This window comes from Patulibacter brassicae (assembly GCF_033949425.1).
GTDB lineage: Bacteria > Actinomycetota > Thermoleophilia > Solirubrobacterales > Solirubrobacteraceae > Patulibacter > Patulibacter brassicae.
Map to the genome: position 1 here is coordinate 55,119 of NZ_JAXAVX010000011.1, position 17,076 is coordinate 72,194.

The 17,076-nt window shown below is 75.3% G+C and carries 16 protein-coding genes; 10 read left to right on the plus strand and 6 right to left on the minus strand.

Annotated elements, in window-relative coordinates; genetic code table 11:
* Positions 1-3: 3 nt before the first annotated feature.
* Together SK069_RS16320 and SK069_RS16325 are read right to left on the minus strand one after the other, a co-directional pair.
* A complete protein-coding gene (locus SK069_RS16320; RefSeq protein ID WP_319955313.1) occupies positions 4-528 on the minus strand; it encodes a hypothetical protein in 525 nt (174 codons plus the stop codon).
* Positions 529-655: 127 nt separating this feature from the next.
* The gene (locus SK069_RS16325; RefSeq protein ID WP_319955314.1) at positions 656-1,711 is read right to left on the minus strand and encodes an HpcH/HpaI aldolase/citrate lyase family protein; all 1,056 of its coding nucleotides are present in this window, start codon (positions 1,709-1,711) and stop codon (positions 656-658) included.
* Positions 1,712-1,889: 178 nt separating this feature from the next.
* On the opposite strand from SK069_RS16325, the gene SK069_RS16330 reads away from it, so the two are divergent.
* The 4 genes from SK069_RS16330 (at position 1,890) to SK069_RS16345 (ending at position 4,628) form a co-directional block, all read left to right on the plus strand.
* Positions 1,890-2,111, plus strand: coding sequence for a hypothetical protein (locus SK069_RS16330; RefSeq protein WP_319955315.1), 222 nt, complete (start codon positions 1,890-1,892; stop codon positions 2,109-2,111).
* A 1-nt stretch (position 2,112) separates the two neighbouring features.
* Complete coding sequence (locus SK069_RS16335; protein ID WP_319955316.1) at positions 2,113-2,544, plus strand: TA system VapC family ribonuclease toxin; 432 nt, start codon at positions 2,113-2,115, stop codon at positions 2,542-2,544.
* Between the two features lie 169 nt (positions 2,545-2,713).
* On the plus strand, positions 2,714-3,271 hold the full coding sequence (locus SK069_RS16340; RefSeq protein ID WP_319955317.1) for an RNA polymerase sigma factor: 558 nt from the start codon (positions 2,714-2,716) through the stop codon (positions 3,269-3,271).
* Positions 3,264-4,628 carry a hypothetical protein gene (locus SK069_RS16345; RefSeq protein WP_319955318.1) on the plus strand — a complete coding sequence of 455 codons (1,365 nt, stop codon included), beginning with the start codon at positions 3,264-3,266 and terminating at the stop codon, positions 4,626-4,628. The genes SK069_RS16340 and SK069_RS16345 overlap by 8 nt, the downstream gene beginning before the upstream one ends.
* Before the next feature lie 104 nt (positions 4,629-4,732).
* Here the strand turns inward: SK069_RS16345 and SK069_RS16350 are convergent, their stop codons facing one another.
* Positions 4,733-5,932, minus strand: a complete 1,200-nt coding sequence (locus SK069_RS16350; RefSeq protein ID WP_406628307.1) for an Nramp family divalent metal transporter — start codon at positions 5,930-5,932, stop codon at positions 4,733-4,735.
* A 349-nt stretch (positions 5,933-6,281) separates the two neighbouring features.
* Between SK069_RS16350 and SK069_RS16355 the strand changes: the two genes are divergently transcribed.
* The 4 genes from SK069_RS16355 (at position 6,282) to SK069_RS16370 (ending at position 9,839) form a co-directional block, all read left to right on the plus strand.
* Entirely contained in the window at positions 6,282-6,809 is a 528-nt protein-coding gene (locus tag SK069_RS16355) for a MaoC family dehydratase (RefSeq protein WP_319955320.1), read from the plus strand.
* A 284-nt stretch (positions 6,810-7,093) separates the two neighbouring features.
* Positions 7,094-8,446 carry a hemolysin family protein gene (locus SK069_RS16360; protein ID WP_319955321.1) on the plus strand — a complete coding sequence of 451 codons (1,353 nt, stop codon included), beginning with the start codon at positions 7,094-7,096 and terminating at the stop codon, positions 8,444-8,446.
* Complete coding sequence (locus SK069_RS16365; RefSeq protein WP_319955322.1) at positions 8,443-9,522, plus strand: hemolysin family protein; 1,080 nt, start codon at positions 8,443-8,445, stop codon at positions 9,520-9,522. The genes SK069_RS16360 and SK069_RS16365 overlap by 4 nt, the downstream gene beginning before the upstream one ends.
* An 8-nt stretch (positions 9,523-9,530) precedes the next feature.
* A complete protein-coding gene (locus tag SK069_RS16370; RefSeq protein WP_319955323.1) occupies positions 9,531-9,839 on the plus strand; it encodes an MGMT family protein in 309 nt (102 codons plus the stop codon).
* A 65-nt stretch (positions 9,840-9,904) separates the two neighbouring features.
* Here SK069_RS16370 and SK069_RS16375 read toward each other — a convergent pair whose 3' ends face one another.
* Positions 9,905-10,615 carry an aminotransferase class IV gene (locus SK069_RS16375; protein ID WP_319955324.1) on the minus strand — a complete coding sequence of 237 codons (711 nt, stop codon included), beginning with the start codon at positions 10,613-10,615 and terminating at the stop codon, positions 9,905-9,907.
* A 177-nt stretch (positions 10,616-10,792) separates the two neighbouring features.
* Between SK069_RS16375 and SK069_RS16380 the strand changes: the two genes are divergently transcribed.
* Positions 10,793-12,595, plus strand: coding sequence for a phosphoenolpyruvate carboxykinase (GTP) (locus SK069_RS16380; RefSeq protein WP_319955325.1), 1,803 nt, complete (start codon positions 10,793-10,795; stop codon positions 12,593-12,595).
* Positions 12,596-12,831: 236 nt separating this feature from the next.
* Entirely contained in the window at positions 12,832-14,301 is a 1,470-nt protein-coding gene (locus tag SK069_RS16385; protein ID WP_319955326.1) for an MFS transporter, read from the plus strand.
* A 24-nt stretch (positions 14,302-14,325) separates the two neighbouring features.
* Here SK069_RS16385 and SK069_RS16390 read toward each other — a convergent pair whose 3' ends face one another.
* Positions 14,326-15,957 (minus strand): AMP-binding protein, encoded by a 1,632-nt coding sequence (locus SK069_RS16390; protein ID WP_319955327.1) that lies wholly within the window; start codon positions 15,955-15,957, stop codon positions 14,326-14,328.
* Positions 15,958-16,313: 356 nt separating this feature from the next.
* Positions 16,314-17,030, minus strand: a complete 717-nt coding sequence (locus tag SK069_RS16395) for a uracil-DNA glycosylase (RefSeq protein ID WP_319955328.1) — start codon at positions 17,028-17,030, stop codon at positions 16,314-16,316.
* Positions 17,031-17,076: the final 46 nt, after the last annotated feature.

Below are 17,076 nucleotides of genomic sequence, written 5' to 3' on the forward strand. Positions count from 1 at the left end.
CTGTCACGCGCGGACGCCCGCGGCGAGCACGGGCGTCCGGGTCGGGCGACGGTCCCGCGACGGTCCCGGTGCGCCGCACCGGCCGGCGCCCCGGGGTCCGCGGACGGCGCCGAGCCGGCGGCCGGCGGCGGCCGACCCGGGGACCGGCGGGCGGAGCACGACCTCCGCGCGCGAGCCCCGGGCGGCACGGCGCTCGGCGGCCGCGAGGCCGAGGGCGGCGGCGCAGTCGTCCTCGAGCCCGAGCCGGTGGCAGACCGCCGCGAGGCGGCCGTACGCCGCGGCGACGTCGAGCCGGACGTCCGTCGCGCCGCGGGCGACCCGGCGCACGGGCAGCGCCCGCAGCGTGCGGACGCGGCGCTCGGCCTGCAGGACGCGGGCGCGGGGCGCGCGCTGCGGGAGCTCGTCCGCGACGGCGGCCGCGAGCCGCCGCAGCACGGCGGCGAGACGGACCTCGGCGACCTCGAGCGGCGTCGTGGCGACGACGGCGAGGGGCCGGGCGGTGGGCAGGTCGGGGGCTCCGTGGAGCATGGGACGATCCTGTCCCTCCCGGGCGCGCCGGACCGTGACGATCGACGCGCTCGGGCTGCGCCGTCGGTCCCGCTCGGGCCCGCGACGGCGCGTCGCCGGCGGCGCGGGCCGCCGGCGGACCGCGGAGCTAGAAGCCGTAGGCGGCCTTCAGCTCCTCGTCGTCCTCGGCGAGCTGCTCGGCGAGCTCGACGAGGACCTTCGCCTGCTTCCACGAGGCGTCGTCCTGCATCTTGCCGTCGATCATGTGGACGCCCTTGCCGTCGGGGATCGCCTCGATGATCTTCTTCGCGAACGCGACCTCGTCGGGGTCGGGCGAGAAGACCTTCTTCGCGATCCCGATCTGGACCGGGTGCAGCGACCAGGTGCCGACGCAGCCGAGGATGAACGCGGCGCGGAACTGCGCCTCGCAGGCGACCGTGTCCTTGATGTCGCCGAAGGGCCCGTAGAACGGGAGGATCCCGGCCCCGACGCACGCGTCGACCATGCGGCCGATCGTGTAGTGCCACGGATCCTGCTGGCTGCGGACGCGGCCGACCTCGAGGTCCTCGGCGTCCGTCGGGTCGCTGATCGAGACGTAGCCGGGATGGCCACCGCCGACGCGGGTGGTCTTCATCCGTCGCGACGCCGCGAGGTCGGCCGGGCCGAGCGAGATGCCCTGCATGCGCGGCGAGGCGCTGGCGATCTCCTCGACGCGCGCGACGCCGCCGGCGGTCTCGAGGATCGCGTGGAGGAGGATCGGGCGCGAGATGCCGGCGCGCGCCTCGAGCTGGGCGACGAGGCGGTCGACGTAGTGGATGTCCTCCGGCCCCTCGACCTTCGGGACCATGATGACGTCGAGCTTGTCGCCGATCTCGGTGACGAGCGTCGTGAGGTCGTCGAGCACCCACGGGCTGTCGAGGGCGTTGATCCGCGTCCAGAGGGGCGTGCCGCCGAGGTCGAGCGTCTTGCCGACCTCGACGAGACCGGCGCGCCCGGACTCCTTGCGGTCGATCGGCACCGCGTCCTCGAGGTTGCCGAGGACGATGTCCGCCTTCGCGGCGATGTCGGGCAGCTTCGCCCGCATCTTCTCGTTGCTCGGGTCGAAGAAGTGGATCATCCGCGACGGCGGGACCGGGATCTCGCGCAGCGGCGCCGGCGCCCCGACGGCGAGCGGCTTGAAGAAGTCACGGGGGTGGCGGCTCATCGCGGCCGATCCTACCCGCGGTCGCTCGCCGGGCGCGAGCACCCCGCCGGACGGTCTGGACCGGTCTCGGGGTGACTCGTGGCGCGTCGCCGTCGCCCGGCGCCGCGTCCCCCGACGAGGACGCGCGTCACGGCGGACGTCGCCGGAAGTGATGCGTTGATGCGGTAGCATCGAAGGCATGCGGACGACGCTCGAGCTCGACGACGACGTGGTCGCCGTCGCCCGCGAGCTGGCCGCGAGCGAGCGCCGGTCGCTCGGCGCGGTCGTCTCGGAGCTGGCCCGGCGCGGTCTGACGCCGGCGAAGGTCGATGTCGCGGGGCCGCTGCCGGTGATCCGCGTGCCGGCCGGCTCGACGCCGATCACTCCCGAGATGGTCCGCCGCGCCCTCGACGAGGACTGAGGTGGGCGGACGGGTGGACGGCGCGTTGCTGGACGTCAACGCGCTGGTGGCCCTCGCGTGGGACTCGCACGTGCACCACGTGGCGATCCGGACCTGGTTCGACGAGCACCACCGTCGCGGTTGGGCGACGAGCGCGATCACCGAGTCGGGCTTCGTGCGCGTCTCCTCCAACCCGCGGGTGCTGCCACATTCGATCGACGTCGGCGCGGCGATCGGCGTCCTGGCGCGCATGCGAGCGGCGGCGGGGCACCGCTTCCTCGCCGACGGCGTCTCGCCCACGGACCCGGACGTGCCCCGGATCGTCGGTCATCGGCAGGTGACCGACGCGCTGCTCCTGACGATCGCGCGACGGGCGGGACTCCGGATCGTGACCTTCGATCGGGCGCTGATGACGCTCGCGGGCGACCGGGACGTCGAGCTGTTGGAGGGCTGACGGGACCCTCGCCCCGCCCGGTGCCGGACGGGCGCTCCATGGGCAACGCCGCGCGTGCCGGGCCGCACTGCAACATCCGGCGGGAGCACGGGCCTCTTCATGACGAGATGCCGCTCCGATCGCTCGTCCGCCGATGCCGCCCGACCCCGCGACCGTGATCTCCGCGCCGATGGCCCGACGACCCGCCGAGGCGGCGGTCGCGCCCCCGGACGAGGACCGGGTCGCCCGCCGCGCGCTCGACCTCGGTCGGCGGACCGCGCTCGGCGTGCTCGCCGGGGACCACGCGGCCGCCGACGACGTCGCCCAGGACGTCGCCATCCAGGCCGTTCGCTGCGCGGCGACGTTGCGCGAACCCGCCGCCCTGGACGCGTGGCTGCACCGAACCGCCGTCCGCGCGGCCCTGCGCGCCGCCAAGCGCGGTCGCCGGCGCCGAGACGTCGAGCAGCGTCACGCGGCGCTCACGCCGGTGGGGGCGGTTCCCGACCCGTCCCTCGACGAGCTCGCGACGCTGCTGGGCGGGTTGCCCGAGCGACAGCGCGCGGCGCTGACGCTGCGCTACGCCCACGACCTCGACGACGCCGCGATCGCCGCCGCGCTCGGCTGCCGCGCCGGGACCGTGCGCGCGCTGCTCTCCCGCGGTCGCGCCGCCGTGCGCGCCCAGCTCGAGGACGCGTCCGTCATCGCCCCACGAGACACCCAGCACGACCGAGAGGACGACCATGCCTGAGCTGCGCACCCGCCCGCGGGACGCCGATCCGCTGGAGGCGCTGTTCGCGCCGCTGCGCACGCCGGCGGAGCCCGAGCCGGAGCGCATCGACGCGATCCGGTGGGCCGCGCGAGCTGACGCGCGGCCGGCGATCGCGTCCGCTCGCTCGTCGGCCACCTGGCGGCCGCGCGCCGCCGTGGCGGTCGGGGCCGCGGTCCTCGTCGCCGGGGGCGCGGTGGTCGCGATCGACCGCGGGCGCCCGGGGACCTTCGTCGACGAGGCCGACGCGGCCGCGGTCCTGCGGGCCGCCGCCGACGCGTCGCGCGACGCGGTCGCCGGCGACGGCTGGCGCTACGGACCGGTCACCGAGGTCAGCCGCACGACGATCGAGGGCCGGCGCTGCGCCGACTGCCCGGTCGAGACGGCGACGCTCGAGACCCGCTCCACCGAGTCGATCTGGACCGGTCCCGGCGGGGACGCGTACCGCGCGGAGGACGCCGGCGCGCGGCGCGCGATCGAGAACGAGCCGCTGCTGCGAGCCGTCGGCGCGCTCGACGGGCCGACCGCCGCGCAGCGCGAGGTCCGCCGTCGCGGCGTCCACGTCCGGAGCGCCGGCGGGGACGACCCGCGCTACGGGCGGACGCTCTTCTGGCTGCCGGGCGGAATCGGGGATCCCGAGGCGGTGCCGCAGGACCCGGGCGACGTGGTGGGCTGGGTGCGGGAGCGGCTGGCGCGCGACCTCGCCGCCGACGACGCGCTGCGCGCCGCGCGCCCCGACCCGGCCCCGGTCGTGCGGCGGGGCGAGCCGCTCCCCGATCGGGACCGGACGGCGGTGCCGAGCGAGCCCGCGGTCGACGACGCGCTGATGGCGCTGGCGGTCTCCCCGCAGCTCGACGGCCCGCAGCGCGCCGCGGCGCTCGAGGCCCTCGCCGATCGCGACGCGGCCGAGGTCGTTCCCGTGCCGGCGCCCTTCGCCGCGCCCGACCGGATCGCGATCCGGCTCGGGAACGCTGACCACGGCGGCGCCGTGACGACCGCGACGACCGCCACCGCGGCCGAGGAGCCGGCGCCGGCCGACGCCCCCAGCGGGGTGACGCTCGTCTTCGACCGCGGGACCCGGCGGCCGGTGGCGCGGATCACGAGCGTCGCCGACGGCCTCGGACGCCTGAGCTACCGCCGCGGGCGACCCACGGTCCGCGAGCGCTCGGTGAGCGTCGAGACGCAGTTCGTCGCACCGGTCGCGGTCGCCGCGCCCGGCCTCGACGCCCAGGGGCGCCGGCTGCTCGATCCGGCGACCGCGGAGGAGCTCCACCGCGACGGGTCGTCGGTCCGCTGGCGCACCGCGCAGGAGCGGGTGGCCGCGACGCGGCGGCGGTGATTCCCGCCCCTGACCGAGCCGGCGGGTGCCGTCCGGGCGGCGGGCGGCCGAGCGCCACCGCCCGCACTCACGCGAGCCCCCCCCCGGCGACCCGGGAGCGGCGCTCATCCGAGGATCGTGTCGACGACGAGGTAGCCGTTGAGCGCGATGATCAGGCCGGCGATCGCGCTCGCGGCGACCGTCGTCCGGCGCCGGTTGACGAGGTCGCCCATCACGTCGGGCCGCCGCGTGAAGAGGATCAGCGGCACGAGGGCGAAGGGGATCCCGAACGACAGGACCACCTGCGAGATGACCAGGACGTCGGTCGTCGGCAGGCCGAGGGCGAGCACGACGAGCGCCGGGGTCATGGTGATCGCGCGCCGCAGGAACAGCGGGATCCGCCAGCCCATGAACCCCTGCAGCACGACCTGGCCGGCGTAGGTCCCGACGCTCGAGGACGAGAGGCCCGACGCGAGCAGCGCGACCGCGAAGGCGAGGGCCGCCCCGCCGCCGACGTAGCGCTCGAGCCCGAGGTGGGCGGCCTCGATCGAGTCGACGTCGGTCGCGCCGATCCGGTGGAACAGCGCGGCCGCGACGAGCAGCATCGTGAGGTTGATGACGCCGGCGGCCCCGAGGCCGAGGCCGACGTCGATCCGCAGCCACCGCAGCAGCCGGCGGCGCTCCGCGGCGTCCCGGGGACGGATCCGGTCCTGCGTCAGCGCCGAGTGCAGGTAGACGACGTGCGGCATGACCGTGGCGCCGATGATGCCGACGGCGAGCACGAGCGAGCCCGAGCCGGCGAGGCCCGGGACGAGGCCGCCGGCGATGCCCGAGGCGGACTGGTGCCCGACGGCGACGAGGTCGTAGAGGAAGCCGAGCGCGACGAGCCCCAGCAGCGCCGCGATCGCGACCTCGAACCGGCGGTGGCCCCGCTGCTGCAGCGCCAGCACGCCGAACGCGACGACCGCCGTCACGAGCCCGGCGGGGAACAGGCCGATGCCGAAGAGCAGGTGCAGGCCGATGGCGGCGCCGACGAACTCCGCGAGGTCGGTGGCGATCGCGACCGCCTCCGCCTGGATCCAGAGGCCGAAGCGCGTCCGCCGACCGAAGCCGGCGGCGAGCTGGGGGAGGTTGCGCCCCGTCGCCAGCCCGAGCTTCGCCGAGAGGTACTGGACGAGCATCGCCATCGCGCTCGACGCGACGACGACCCAGGCGAGGAGGTATCCGTGCTCGGCGCCCGCGGCGATGTTCGTCGCGAAGTTCCCCGGATCGACGTAGGCGACCGCCGCGACGAACGCCGGCCCGAGCAGCGCGATCCGCGGCATCCGACGGACGTCGCCGAGCGCGTCGTCGGCGGCCTCGCGCGCCGGGTGCTCGCGCGGTCGGTCGAGCAGCGTCTCGCCGGCCGGCGCGGTCACGCGCGCGCCGCTCCGCGGAGCCACGGTCCCTCGGGGTGGCGCTCGGGCGAGCCGATCACCGTCCCGAGTTTACGCTTCCAAAAACCTCGTTCGGTGGCGCGCATCATCCTGGCGTGGCGGCGCTCGGCCGCGCCCGCCCGCGAACCCCGGGAGATCCGCGGCCCGACGCCCCGTGCCGCGACGCGCCATGCTTCCCCGGCCCAGAGCGACCGCCCGCCCGCGCGGTCCGCACGCGTCGATCCGACCAGGAGTAGCGATGTCCGACGAGTCCACCTTCACGCCCGGCACCGACGACCTGCCCGAGGTCCGTCACGCCTCCGGCGCCCATCAGTACGGGCGCTACTTCGAGGAGTTCGAGGAGGGCGCCGTCTACAAGCACTGGCCGGCGAAGACCGTCACGGAGGGGGACGACCACCTCTTCTGCCTCCTGACGATGAACCACCACCCGCTGCACATCAACGACGTCTACGCGTCGCGCTCGCAGCAGGGCAAGAACGTCGTCGTCGGCCCGTACGTCTACTCGCTGGCCCTCGGCATCTCGGTGTCCGACATCAGCGGCCTGGCGATCGCGAACCTCGCCACGGACGAGCTCTCGCACCCGAACCCGGTCTTCCACGGCGACACGCTGTTCGTCGAGACCGAGGTCCTGTCGAAGAAGGCCTCGCGGTCCAAGCCCGACCGCGGCGTCGTGATCGTCCACACGCGCGTGCACAACCAGGACGGCGTGCTCGTGGCCGAGTTCAAGCGCCGCGTCCTCGTCCCGAAGAAGCACCCCGGCGCCTGACGCACCGCCCGTCGACCCGGCCCGTCCGCGCGGGCCGGGTCGGGGCCCGGCCGGCTCCGCGCGCACGACGATGCGGGGACGAGGAGGGCGGATCGGCACGGTCCGTCCGCGGGCCGGGTACCCTTCACGCCGATGCACGCCGCCGCCGGCGAGGATCCGGCCTCCAGTCCCCAGCCTGGCTCCGCGCTGACGCGCCGAGGCCAGGCTGCCCCTGACCACCGCGCCTGCCACCGGTCCCGCCGGTGGACGCCCCGTGGCGAGCGCCGCTCGCCGGAGGCGGTGCGATGACCGAGCTGCTGCTGCTCCTCGTCGCCGCGCTGCTCGTGCTCGCCTGCGGCGCCTTCGTCGCCGCCGAGTTCGCGCTCGTCACGGTCGACCGCCCGACGGTCGAGCGCGCCGCCGCGAGCGGCGACCGCGCCGCCGTCGGCGTCCAGAAGGCGCTGACGTCGCTCTCGACGCAGCTCTCGGGCGCCCAGCTCGGGATCACGATCACGAACCTCGCGATCGGCTTCCTCGCCGAGCCGGCGATCGCCCGGCTGATCGACGGGCCGCTCGGGTCCGCCGGCGTCCCGGACGACGCGCTGAAGGGCGTCTCCGTCGCGATCGCGATCGCGTTGGCGACGATGGCGACCATGGTCGCGGGCGAGCTGATCCCGAAGAACCTCGCGATCGCGCTGCCGCTGGCCACCGCGCGGCGCGTCGTCGGCTTCCAGCGCGCGTTCACCGCCGCCAACGCGCTGCCGCTGCGGCTGCTGAACGGCTGGGCGAACTCGATCCTGCGCCGGATCGGCGTGGAGCCCCAGGAGGAGCTCGCGTCCGCGCGCTCGGCCGAGGAGCTCGCCTCGCTCGTGCGCCGCTCCGCGGAGCAGGGCGCCCTGGAGCCCGAGACCGCCCAGCTGCTGCAGCGCTCGATCGCCTTCGGCGACCGGCGCGCGCTCGACGTCATGACGCCCCGCATCCGCGTGGAGGAGATCGCGCCCGAGGCGTCGGCCGCCGAGGTCCTGCGCCGCTCGCGGACGTCGGGCCGGTCGCGGTTCCCCGTCACCCGCCCCCGCTCGGAGGAGGTGCTCGGGATCGTCCACATCAAGCAGGCGCTCGCCGTGCCGTACGAGCGGCGCGAGCGGGTCCGCGTCGACGAGATCATGAGCCGGCCGCTCGTCGTGCCCGACACGCTCGAGCTGGACCCGCTGCTGTCGACGCTCCGCGAGGGCGCGATGCAGATCGCCGTCCTCGTCGACGAGTTCGGTGCCTTCGTCGGCGTCGTGACGCTCGAGGACCTGATCGAGGAGATCGTCGGCGAGGTGACCGACGAGCACGACGCCCGCGAGGAGCCCGCGCACCTCGAGCCGGACGGCTCGTGGAGCCTCCAGGGCCTCCTGCGCCCGGACGAGGCGAGCGAGGTCATCGGCGTCGAGCTGCCGGAGGGGGAGGACTACGAGACCCTCGGCGGCCTCGTGGCCCTCCTGCTGGAGCGCGTGCCCGACGTCGGGGACGTCGTCGTGCTGCTGCTGCCGGACGAGGAGCGACCGCGGCACGAGGTCACCCTCGAGGTGGTCGGGATGGACGGCCTGCGCGTCGACGAGCTCCGCGCCACCGTGCGGCCGATCGAGCACGAGGACGAGGAGGAGCACCGATGAGCGACGGGCTCGCGATCCTGCTCGCCGTCTTCCTGCTCGGCGCCAACGCCTTCTTCGTCGGCGCGGAGTTCGCGCTGATCTCCGCTCGCCGGACGACGATCGAGCCCCGGGCCGAGGAGGGCTCGTGGGCGGCGCGGGTCACGCTCGGCGCGATGGAGCGCGTCTCGCTCATGATGGCCGGCGCCCAGCTGGGCATCACGATCTGCTCGCTCGGCCTCGGTGCCCTCGGCGAGCCCGCGGTCGCCCACACGCTCGAAGGGCCGTTCGAGGACCTCGGCGTCTCCGAGGCGCTCCTGCACCCGATCTCCTTCGTCATCGCGCTGTCGATCGTCGTGACCCTCCACGTCGTGATCGGCGAGATGGTCCCGAAGAACCTCGCGCTGGCCCGGCCCGATCGCGCCGCGATGCTGCTGGGCCCGCCGCTCGTGCTCGTCGTCCGCGTCCTCGGGCCGCTGATCGTCTTCCTCAACTGGGTCGCGAACGTCTCGCTGCGGCTCATGGGCGTCCAGCCGAAGGACGAGATCACGAGCGTCTTCACCCGCGACGAGGTCGCGGGGCTCGTGGAGGAGTCCCACCGCGAGGGCCTGCTGGAGCACGGCGAGGGGCAGCTGCTGCTCGACGCGCTCGAGTTCGAGGACCGCGACGTGCGGTCGGTGCTCCTGCCCGAGGACCGGCTCGTCACGGTCCCCGCGGGGGCGACGCTCGAGCAGGTCGAGGAGGTCGCCGGCCGCACCGGGTTCTCGCGGTTCCCCGTCGTCGGCTCCTCGGGCGAGCTGCGGGGCTACCTCCACGTGAAGGACCTCCTCCACGCGGGGAAGATCCCGCGCGACGCGCCCCTGCCGACGTCGCTCGTGCGCGAGCTGCCGAGCGTCCGGGAGACGGATCGCCTGCGCAGCGCGCTGGGGACGATGCAGCGCGCCGCGGCGCACCTCGCCGAGGTGCGCTCGGCGACCGGGACGACGCAGGGGGTCGTCGCGCTCGAGGACGTGCTCGAGGAGCTCGTCGGGGAGATCCGCGACGAGAGCCAGCGACAGGCCGTGGCCCGGACGCCGGGCGTGCGGCCGGCGGCCGACTGAGGCCGGCCGTGGACGGGGCGCGGGCCGAGCGGATCCTCGCCGCGGTCCGCGCCATCCCCGAGGGCTGGGTCCGCACGTACGGCGACCTCGAGCCGCGCGCGCCGCGGCTCGTCGGTCGCGTGCTGCGCGAGACGGACGAGGACGTGCCCTGGCACCGCGTCGTGCGGGCCGACGGCTCGCTCGCCGTCGGGGGCGAGCAGCGCGCTCGGCTGCGGGCCGAGGGCGTGCCGATCCGCGGCGACCGGGTCGTCCTGGCGCAGGCGCGCCTGCCGCTGCCGCCCGGCGAGCACCTCGAGCCGGGCGAGGCACCCGGCTGAGTCGGGACGCCGGACCGCCCGCCGCGGGCGCCGTGCGGCGACCCGGCCCGGCGCCGGTCCCGGTGTCAGCGCAGGCGCTGCCAGGCCGTGGCGAGCTCGCCGATCAGCGGGTCGCGCGCGAGCGCGCGCCCGTCGACCTCCCGGACCGGGACCACGCCCCGGACGGCGTTCGTGCAGAACGCGGCGCGCGCTGCGCGGACGTCGGCGACGGTCAGCGGTGCCTCGAGCGCCCCGGCGGCGCCGAGCGCCCAGGCGCGGGTGACCCCGGGCAGGAGGCCGTCGACGGGTGGGGTGCGCACGCGGCCGGTCGCGTCGACGAGGAAGAGGCTCGCCCGCGCCGTCTCGCCGACGCGCGCGCCGTCGTCGACGGCGCCGTCGGGACCGGTCGCCACGAGGAGGGGCTCGTCGGCGCCGGCCGCCGCGGCGGCGCGCTCGGGACCGACGAGCCACGCACGATCGGCGCGCTTCTCCTCGCGCGCGGCCTCGCCGGGCGCGTAGCCGGGGACGAGCGCGAGCGACCACGCGGCCGCCGGCGGAGTCGCACGCGCGCGGACGGCGACGCCCTCGCGCGGGTCGACGTCGATCCGCAGCACGACGGACCCGCCGCCGCGCGTCGCGGCCCGGTGGACGTCGACGAGCGCGCGGGCCGCGGTCAGGTGCCGGCCGCGGGCGCCGGCGCGACGCAGCCGCAGGAGGTGCTGGTCCCAGAGGCGGACGCGCCCGTCCTCGAGCCGGACCGTCTCGAACACGGGGGTCGCTGGGCCGCGGCGGAGCATCGAGGGGGATGCTCGCAGTCCTGCGCGGCCGAGGGTCCTCAGGACGCAAAACGCGGGATCGACAAGTCGACCCCGCAGGCAACACCGCACTGTAGCGCGCCGGACCGCGATGCGCGAGGCGCGCATGCGTGCTGTTCAATCCCTCGAATTCCTGGAGGCTCCCGGAAGGCTCACACCATGCCCGACACCACCGTCCTCACCGAGAATCGCAAACTCCTCGCCTGGGTCGAGGAGATCGCTGCCCTGACGCAGCCCGAGAGCGTCGTCTGGTGCGACGGCTCGGCTGAGGAGTACGACCGGCTCTGCCAGGAGCTCGTCGACAACGGGACCTTCCGGCGGCTGGACGAGGCGAAGCGCCCGAACAGCTACCTGGCGTGGTCCGACCCGTCAGACGTCGCGCGGGTCGAGGACCGCACGTTCATCTGCTCGGCCGAGGAGATCGACGCCGGGCCGAACAACAACTGGCGCGAGCCGGCCGAGATGCGCGCGGAGCTCGAGGAGCTCTTCCGCGGCGCGATGGCCGGCCGCACGATGTACGTCGTCCCGTTCTCGATGGGCCCGCTGGGCTCGGACAAGAGCAAGATCGGCGTCGAGATCACCGACTCGCCGTACGTCGTCGTCTCGATGCGGATCATGGCCCGCATGGGCAAGGGCGCGCTCGAGGCGCTCGGCGCCGACGGCGAGTTCGTCCCGTGCCTGCACTCGATCGGCGCCCCGCTCGCCGAGGGCGAGGCCGACGTGCCGTGGCCGACGAACCCCGAGACGAAGTACATCGTCCACTTCCCCGAGACCCGCGAGATCTGGTCCTACGGGTCGGGCTACGGCGGCAACGCGCTGCTGGGCAAGAAGTGCCTCGCCCTGCGGATCGCGTCGATCCAGGCGCGCGACGAGGGCTGGCTCGCCGAGCACATGCTCATCCTGAAGCTCGCCTCGCCGGAGGGCGAGGTGAAGTACGTCACCGGCGCCTTCCCGTCGGCATGCGGCAAGACGAACCTCGCGATGCTCATCCCGACGCTGCCGGGCTGGACGGTCGAGACCGTCGGCGACGACATCGCCTGGATGAAGTTCGGCGAGGACGGTCGGCTCTACGCGATCAACCCCGAGGCCGGCTTCTTCGGCGTCGCCCCGGGCACCGGCGAGAAGACGAACCCGAACGCGATCGCCGCGATCAAGTCGGACACGATCTTCACGAACACGGCGCTGACCGACGACGGCGACGTCTGGTGGGAGGGGCTCACCGACGAGACGCCCGAGCACCTCACGGACTGGCACGGGAACGACTGGACCCCGGAGTCCGGGCACCCCGCCGCGCACCCGAACTCCCGCTTCACGGTCGCCGCCGCGCAGGCGCCGTCGATCGCCCCGAACTGGGAGGACCCGGCCGGCGTCCCGATCGATGCGTTCCTCTTCGGCGGTCGCCGCGCGACGGTGCTCCCGCTCGTGCGCGAGGCGACGTCGTGGGAGCACGGCGTGTTCCTCGGCGCGACGATGAGCTCCGAGCAGACCGCGGCCGCGTTCGGCACGGTCGGCCAGCTGCGGTTCGACCCGTACGCCCAGCTGCCGTTCGCCGGCTACAACATGGGCGACTACATGGCCCACTGGCTGAAGGTCGGCCAGACCCCGGGCGCGAAGCTGCCGAAGGTCTTCTACGTCAACTGGTTCCGCAAGGACGCCGACGGGCGGTTCATCTGGCCCGGCTTCGGCGAGAACAGCCGCGTCCTGGAGTGGATCTTCCGCCGCTGCGGCGACGACCCGCCGGAGGTCGTGGAGACCCCGATCGGCCTCGTCCCGCGCAAGGAGGACCTGAACGTCGAGGGCCTCGACATCAGCGACGCCGACCTCGAGGAGCTCCTCACGGTCGACGCCGACGCCGTGAAGGCGGAGCTGCCGCAGATCACCGCGTACCTCGAGCAGTTCGGCGACCGGCTCCCGGCCGCCGTGCGCGCGCAGCTCGACGAGCTCGCGGCGAAGCTCGGCTGAGCCGGCGCGGGCGCTCGCCCGCGCCACCCTGCCGGCCCGACGCGCCGGCGATGCGGGCCGCCCTCGGGGCGGCCCGCGCGCGTGGGCACGGGACCGCCGCGCGCGGTCGGGGGATTCAGGACGGGATCTGACCGTTGTGCGCGCGAGGATGCGGGCGTACCCTCCCGTCGTCGCCGTGTCCGTCCGGTCGCGGCGCGTCCCGTCCCGTCCCGTCCCGTCCCAGGAGTCGTCCCACCGTGCCATCCGACCGCGCTCCCGGCAGCCACAAGGGCCTCGCGCTCGCGCTGCTGGCCACCGTCCAGTTCATCGTCGTCCTCGACGCGTCGATCGTGAACGTCGCCCTCCCCTCGATCGACGAGGACCTCGGGCTCGGCGACGACCTGTCGTGGGTCGTCAACGCCTACGTCCTCGTCTTCGGCGGCTTCCTGCTGCTCGGCGGGCGCCTGGCGGACCTCCTCGGCCGCCGGCGGCTGTTCATGACCGGCCTCGCGCTGTTCGCCGTCGCGTCCCTGCTCGGCGGGCTGGCGTCCTCGTCCGAGGTCCTCATCGCGGCCCGGGCGCTCCAGGGCCTCGGCGCGGCGCTCGTGTCGCCCGCGGCGCTCTCCCTCGTCACGACGACGTTCGCCGAGGGCGCCGAGCGCAACAGGGCCCTCGGCGTGTGGGGGGCGGTGGCCGGCTCCGGCGGCGCCGCCGGCGTCCTGCTCGGCGGCATGCTCACGGAGTGGGCGGGCTGGGAGTGGGTCCTGTGGGTGAACGTCCCGATCGCCCTCGGGGCCGCCGCCCTCGCGCCGCGGTTGCTGGCCGAGAGCCGCGACGAGCACGAGCAGCGCCGCTTCGACATCGTCGGCGCGCTGACGGTCACCGCCGGGCTCGCCGTCCTCGTCTACGCGCTGGTGGACGTCCACGACGCCGGCTGGGGCTCGGCCCAGACCCTCGGCCTCGGTACGCTCGCGCTCGGCCTGCTCGCCGTGTTCGTCGCGGTCGAGCGGGCGCAGGATCGGCCGCTCGTGCCGTTCGGCATCTTCGCCAACCGGACGCTGACGGGCGCGAACGTCATCGGCCTGCTGACCGGCATGGCGCTGTTCTCGATGTTCTTCTTCATCACGCTCTACCTGCAGAACGTGCTCGGCGAGGAGCCGCTGGAGACGGGACTCGCGTACCTGCCGCTGTCGGTCGTCATCATCGGCGCGGCCGGGCTCGCGTCCGTGCTCGTCACGCGGATCGGGTTCAAGCCGACGCTCGTCGCCGGTCTCGTGCTCACCTCCGCCGGGCTCCTCTGGTTCTCGCAGGTGTCGTGGCCGGGCGGCAGCTACGCCGCCGACGTCCTCGGCCCGTCGATGCTCGCCGGCGCGGGTCTCGGCATGACGTTCGTGCCGGTGACGATCGCCGCGGTCAGCGGGACCTCGCCGGAGGAGGCCGGGCTGGCGTCGGGCCTCATCAACACGAGCCAGCAGGTCGGCGGCGCGCTCGGCCTGGCGATCCTCTCGACGATCGCGGCGTCCCGGACCGGCGACGTCCTGGAGGCCGGCGCCCGCGACCCGCGCGTGGCGCTCACCGAGGGCTTCCAGGACGCGTTCCTGCTCGGGTCCGTGTTCGCGGCCGCCGGCGTGCTGCTGGCCTTGGCGCTGCTCTCGGGCCGGGCGAGCCGCGAGCACGCCGAGGCGGCGCGCGCCGGCACCGCGCCGGTCGCCCCGCCCGTCGGCTGAGCGTCGCGACCCGCCGGGGCGGCCCTACGCCTCGGCGGGCAGCTCGACGAGCTGGCGCTTGAGGACCTTGCCGGTCGGGTTGCGCGGCAGCTCGTCGAGGATGAGGACGTCGCGCGGCACCTTGTAGCGCGCGAGGTTGTCCTTCACGAACGCCTGGACCTCCTCGGCGGTCAGCTCGTGGCCCTCGCGCAGGACGACGAACGCGCGCAGCCGCTGGCCGAAGTCGGGGTCCTCGACGCCGACCGCGGCGGCGTCGGCGATCGCGGGGTGGGTCGCGAGGAGCTCCTCGACCTCGCGCGGGAAGACGTTCTCGCCGCCGGAGACGATCATCTCGTCGTCGCGGCCGTCGATGTACAGGCGGCCCTGCTCGTCGAAGTGGCCGACGTCGCCCGTGGCCAGCAGCCCGTCGACGATCTCCTTGCCGCCGCCGCCCGTGTAGCCCTCGAACGGCATGACGTTGCCGACGAAGATCGTGCCCGTGACCCCCGGCGGGACGTCGCGGCGCTGCTCGTCGAGGATCCGGATCCGGGTGCCCAGCAGCGGCCGGCCGACGCTCGTGGGCGCCTCGTGGACGTCCTGGGGCGTCGCCATCGTCGCGAGCGCGACCTCGGTCGAGCCGTAGAGGTTGTAGATGACGTCGCCCAGCTCCTCCTGGGCGCGACGCGAGACGTCGGCCGGCAGCTGCGAGCCGGCGGTGAAGACGCACCGCAGCGAGGAGAGGTCCTTCGACGCGATCGCCTCCGAGCCGAGGGCGAGGATCCGCTGGAGCATGATCGGCACGAGACAGACCGCGGTGGCGCGGTGCTCGGCGACGTCGTCCAGCAGCGTCTCGGCGTCGAACCTCGGCCGGAGGATGAGCGTCGAGCCGAGGCCCATCGAGATCACGGCGATGAGCAGGCCGGTGCCGTGGAACACCGGCGGGCCGATGACCGTCGCCTCGGCGGCCTTCATCGGCATCCGCTCGAGGACGGCGCCCGGGCTGATGAACCCGCGCGGGTCGGGGCGCGGGGCGCCCTTCGGCGTGCCGGTCGTGCCGCTCGTGAGCAGGACGATCCGACCGGTCTCGCCCGGCTCGACCGGATGGTCGGCGCCGCTGGCGACGAGCTCCCCGAGCCCGTCCTCCTGGCCCGGCTCGGTCGCGCAGGCGACGGTGCCCTGGGCGAGGTCGATGCCGGCCACGACGTCGGCGAACTCCGGGTCGTGGAAGAGGAGGGCGACGCCCTCGCGCTCGGAGACCTCCTTCGCCTGCCGGGCGGAGAAGCCCGTGTTCAGGTAGACGACGGTCGATCCCGCGCGGGCGCCCGCGAAGGCGATGAGCAGCGCGGCGCGATGGTTGCGGCAGAGGATGCCGACCTTCGCCCCGGCGCCGAGCCCTCGGTCGCGGAAGGCGTTCGCCAGCCGGTCGACCTGGCGGTCGAGCTCGGCGAACGAGATGCTGCCGCGGCCGTCGACGATCGCCGGGCGGTCGCCGTGGCGCAGGGCGGCGATCCGGGAGACGGAGCCGAACGACCCGTACGCGCGCAGCGCCTTCAGCGACCCGGCCACCACCTGTGGGGAGCCGCCCTCGATCATCCCGGCGTGGTGCAGGGCCTTCAGGCCGCGCAGCTCGAGGCCGGTCCGGCGGGCGGCGGCGTGGACCTGGTCGACGATCGTCACGTTCGTGGCTCCTCGTTCGGGGGCGTCCCAGCGGGCCTGGGACGCCGCGAGTGTAGACGTCCCACCCCGACGTCCGGGGGGCGCCTGGCGGACATGCGGACCAGACGGTCCGTCCGGGCGAGCGTCGGGGGCGCCGCGGCGGACGCCCTCGAGCCGGCGAGGGCGGTGGGCGAGGGCCGCGGGTCGTTCCGTCTCCGGGGGGCTGTCGGGCCACGTGGACGACGGCGGGGGCCGCCGCCGGTCCTCGGCGGCGAGGACCGAGCCGTCGCCGCGCCACGGGTGCCGGCGGACCGTCCGTGGCCGGGCACCCTCGCCGGCCAGCAGGGCGAGGCGGCCCGAGGTTCGGCGGACGGCGGCTACCCGAGGCGCCAGTCGAAGGGCGGGCCGCCGAGCTCCTGCAGGGCGGCGTCGGTGCGGCTGAAGGGGCGCGACCCGTGGAAGAGCCGTGCCGACATCGGCGACGGATGGGCGGCGGTGACGACGCGGTGCCCGTCGGTCGGCAGCCGCGCGACGACGTCCTGGGCGTGGCGGCCGAGCGCGAGGAAGACGATCCCCGTGCGGGCCGCGGCGAGGCGGCGCAGCAGCTCGAAGGTCACGTCGTGCCAGCCGGCCGGCTTGTGGGAGCCCGGCGCGTTCGGGGCGACGGTGAGCGACGCGTTGAGCAGCAGCATCCCGCTGCGGGCCCACGGCGTGAGGTCGCCCGTCGAGGCCGGCGGGATGCCGAGGTCGGCCTCGAGCTCGGCGTACATGTTGCGCAGCGATCCGGGGATCGGCGCCTCCGGCGCGACGGCGAACGCCAGGCCGATCGGCACGCCCGGCGTCGGGTACGGGTCCTGTCCGCAGAGCACGACGCGCACGTCGTCGGGCGCCACGAGCTGCAGCGCCCGGAAGACCTGCGCCCGCAGCGGCTGGATCCGCCGCCCGGCGGCGACCTCGGCCCCGAGGAACCGCTCGACCCGCCCGAGCGCCGCCCGGTCGACGTACGGCCGCCACGCCTCGGGCACCGTGCCGGCGAGGTCGGGGACGTGCCCGGCGGGGGCGTCCGGGACGGGCGCGGGGGAGGCGGTCGTCATCGCCGCCGATCCTGCCGACGTCGCCGGATGGACCGGTGCCGAACCC

Bases quoted from the DNA above. Each gene is read 5' to 3' on its own strand.
- SK069_RS16320 (WP_319955313.1), bottom strand. From the start codon at position 528: ATGCTCCACGGAGCCCCCGACCTGCCCACCGCCCGGCCCCTCGCCGTC.
- SK069_RS16325 (WP_319955314.1), bottom strand. From the start codon at position 1,711: ATGAGCCGCCACCCCCGTGACTTCTTCAAGCCGCTCGCCGTCGGGGCG.
- SK069_RS16330 (WP_319955315.1), top strand. From the start codon at position 1,890: ATGCGGACGACGCTCGAGCTCGACGACGACGTGGTCGCCGTCGCCCGC.
- SK069_RS16340 (WP_319955317.1), top strand. From the start codon at position 2,714: ATGGCCCGACGACCCGCCGAGGCGGCGGTCGCGCCCCCGGACGAGGAC.
- SK069_RS16345 (WP_319955318.1), top strand. From the start codon at position 3,264: ATGCCTGAGCTGCGCACCCGCCCGCGGGACGCCGATCCGCTGGAGGCG.
- SK069_RS16350 (WP_406628307.1), bottom strand. From the start codon at position 5,932: ATGCCGCGGATCGCGCTGCTCGGGCCGGCGTTCGTCGCGGCGGTCGCC.
- SK069_RS16355 (WP_319955320.1), top strand. From the start codon at position 6,282: ATGTCCGACGAGTCCACCTTCACGCCCGGCACCGACGACCTGCCCGAG.
- SK069_RS16360 (WP_319955321.1), top strand. From the start codon at position 7,094: ATGACCGAGCTGCTGCTGCTCCTCGTCGCCGCGCTGCTCGTGCTCGCC.
- SK069_RS16365 (WP_319955322.1), top strand. From the start codon at position 8,443: ATGAGCGACGGGCTCGCGATCCTGCTCGCCGTCTTCCTGCTCGGCGCC.
- SK069_RS16375 (WP_319955324.1), bottom strand. From the start codon at position 10,615: ATGCTCCGCCGCGGCCCAGCGACCCCCGTGTTCGAGACGGTCCGGCTC.
- SK069_RS16380 (WP_319955325.1), top strand. From the start codon at position 10,793: ATGCCCGACACCACCGTCCTCACCGAGAATCGCAAACTCCTCGCCTGG.
- SK069_RS16395 (WP_319955328.1), bottom strand. From the start codon at position 17,030: ATGACGACCGCCTCCCCCGCGCCCGTCCCGGACGCCCCCGCCGGGCAC.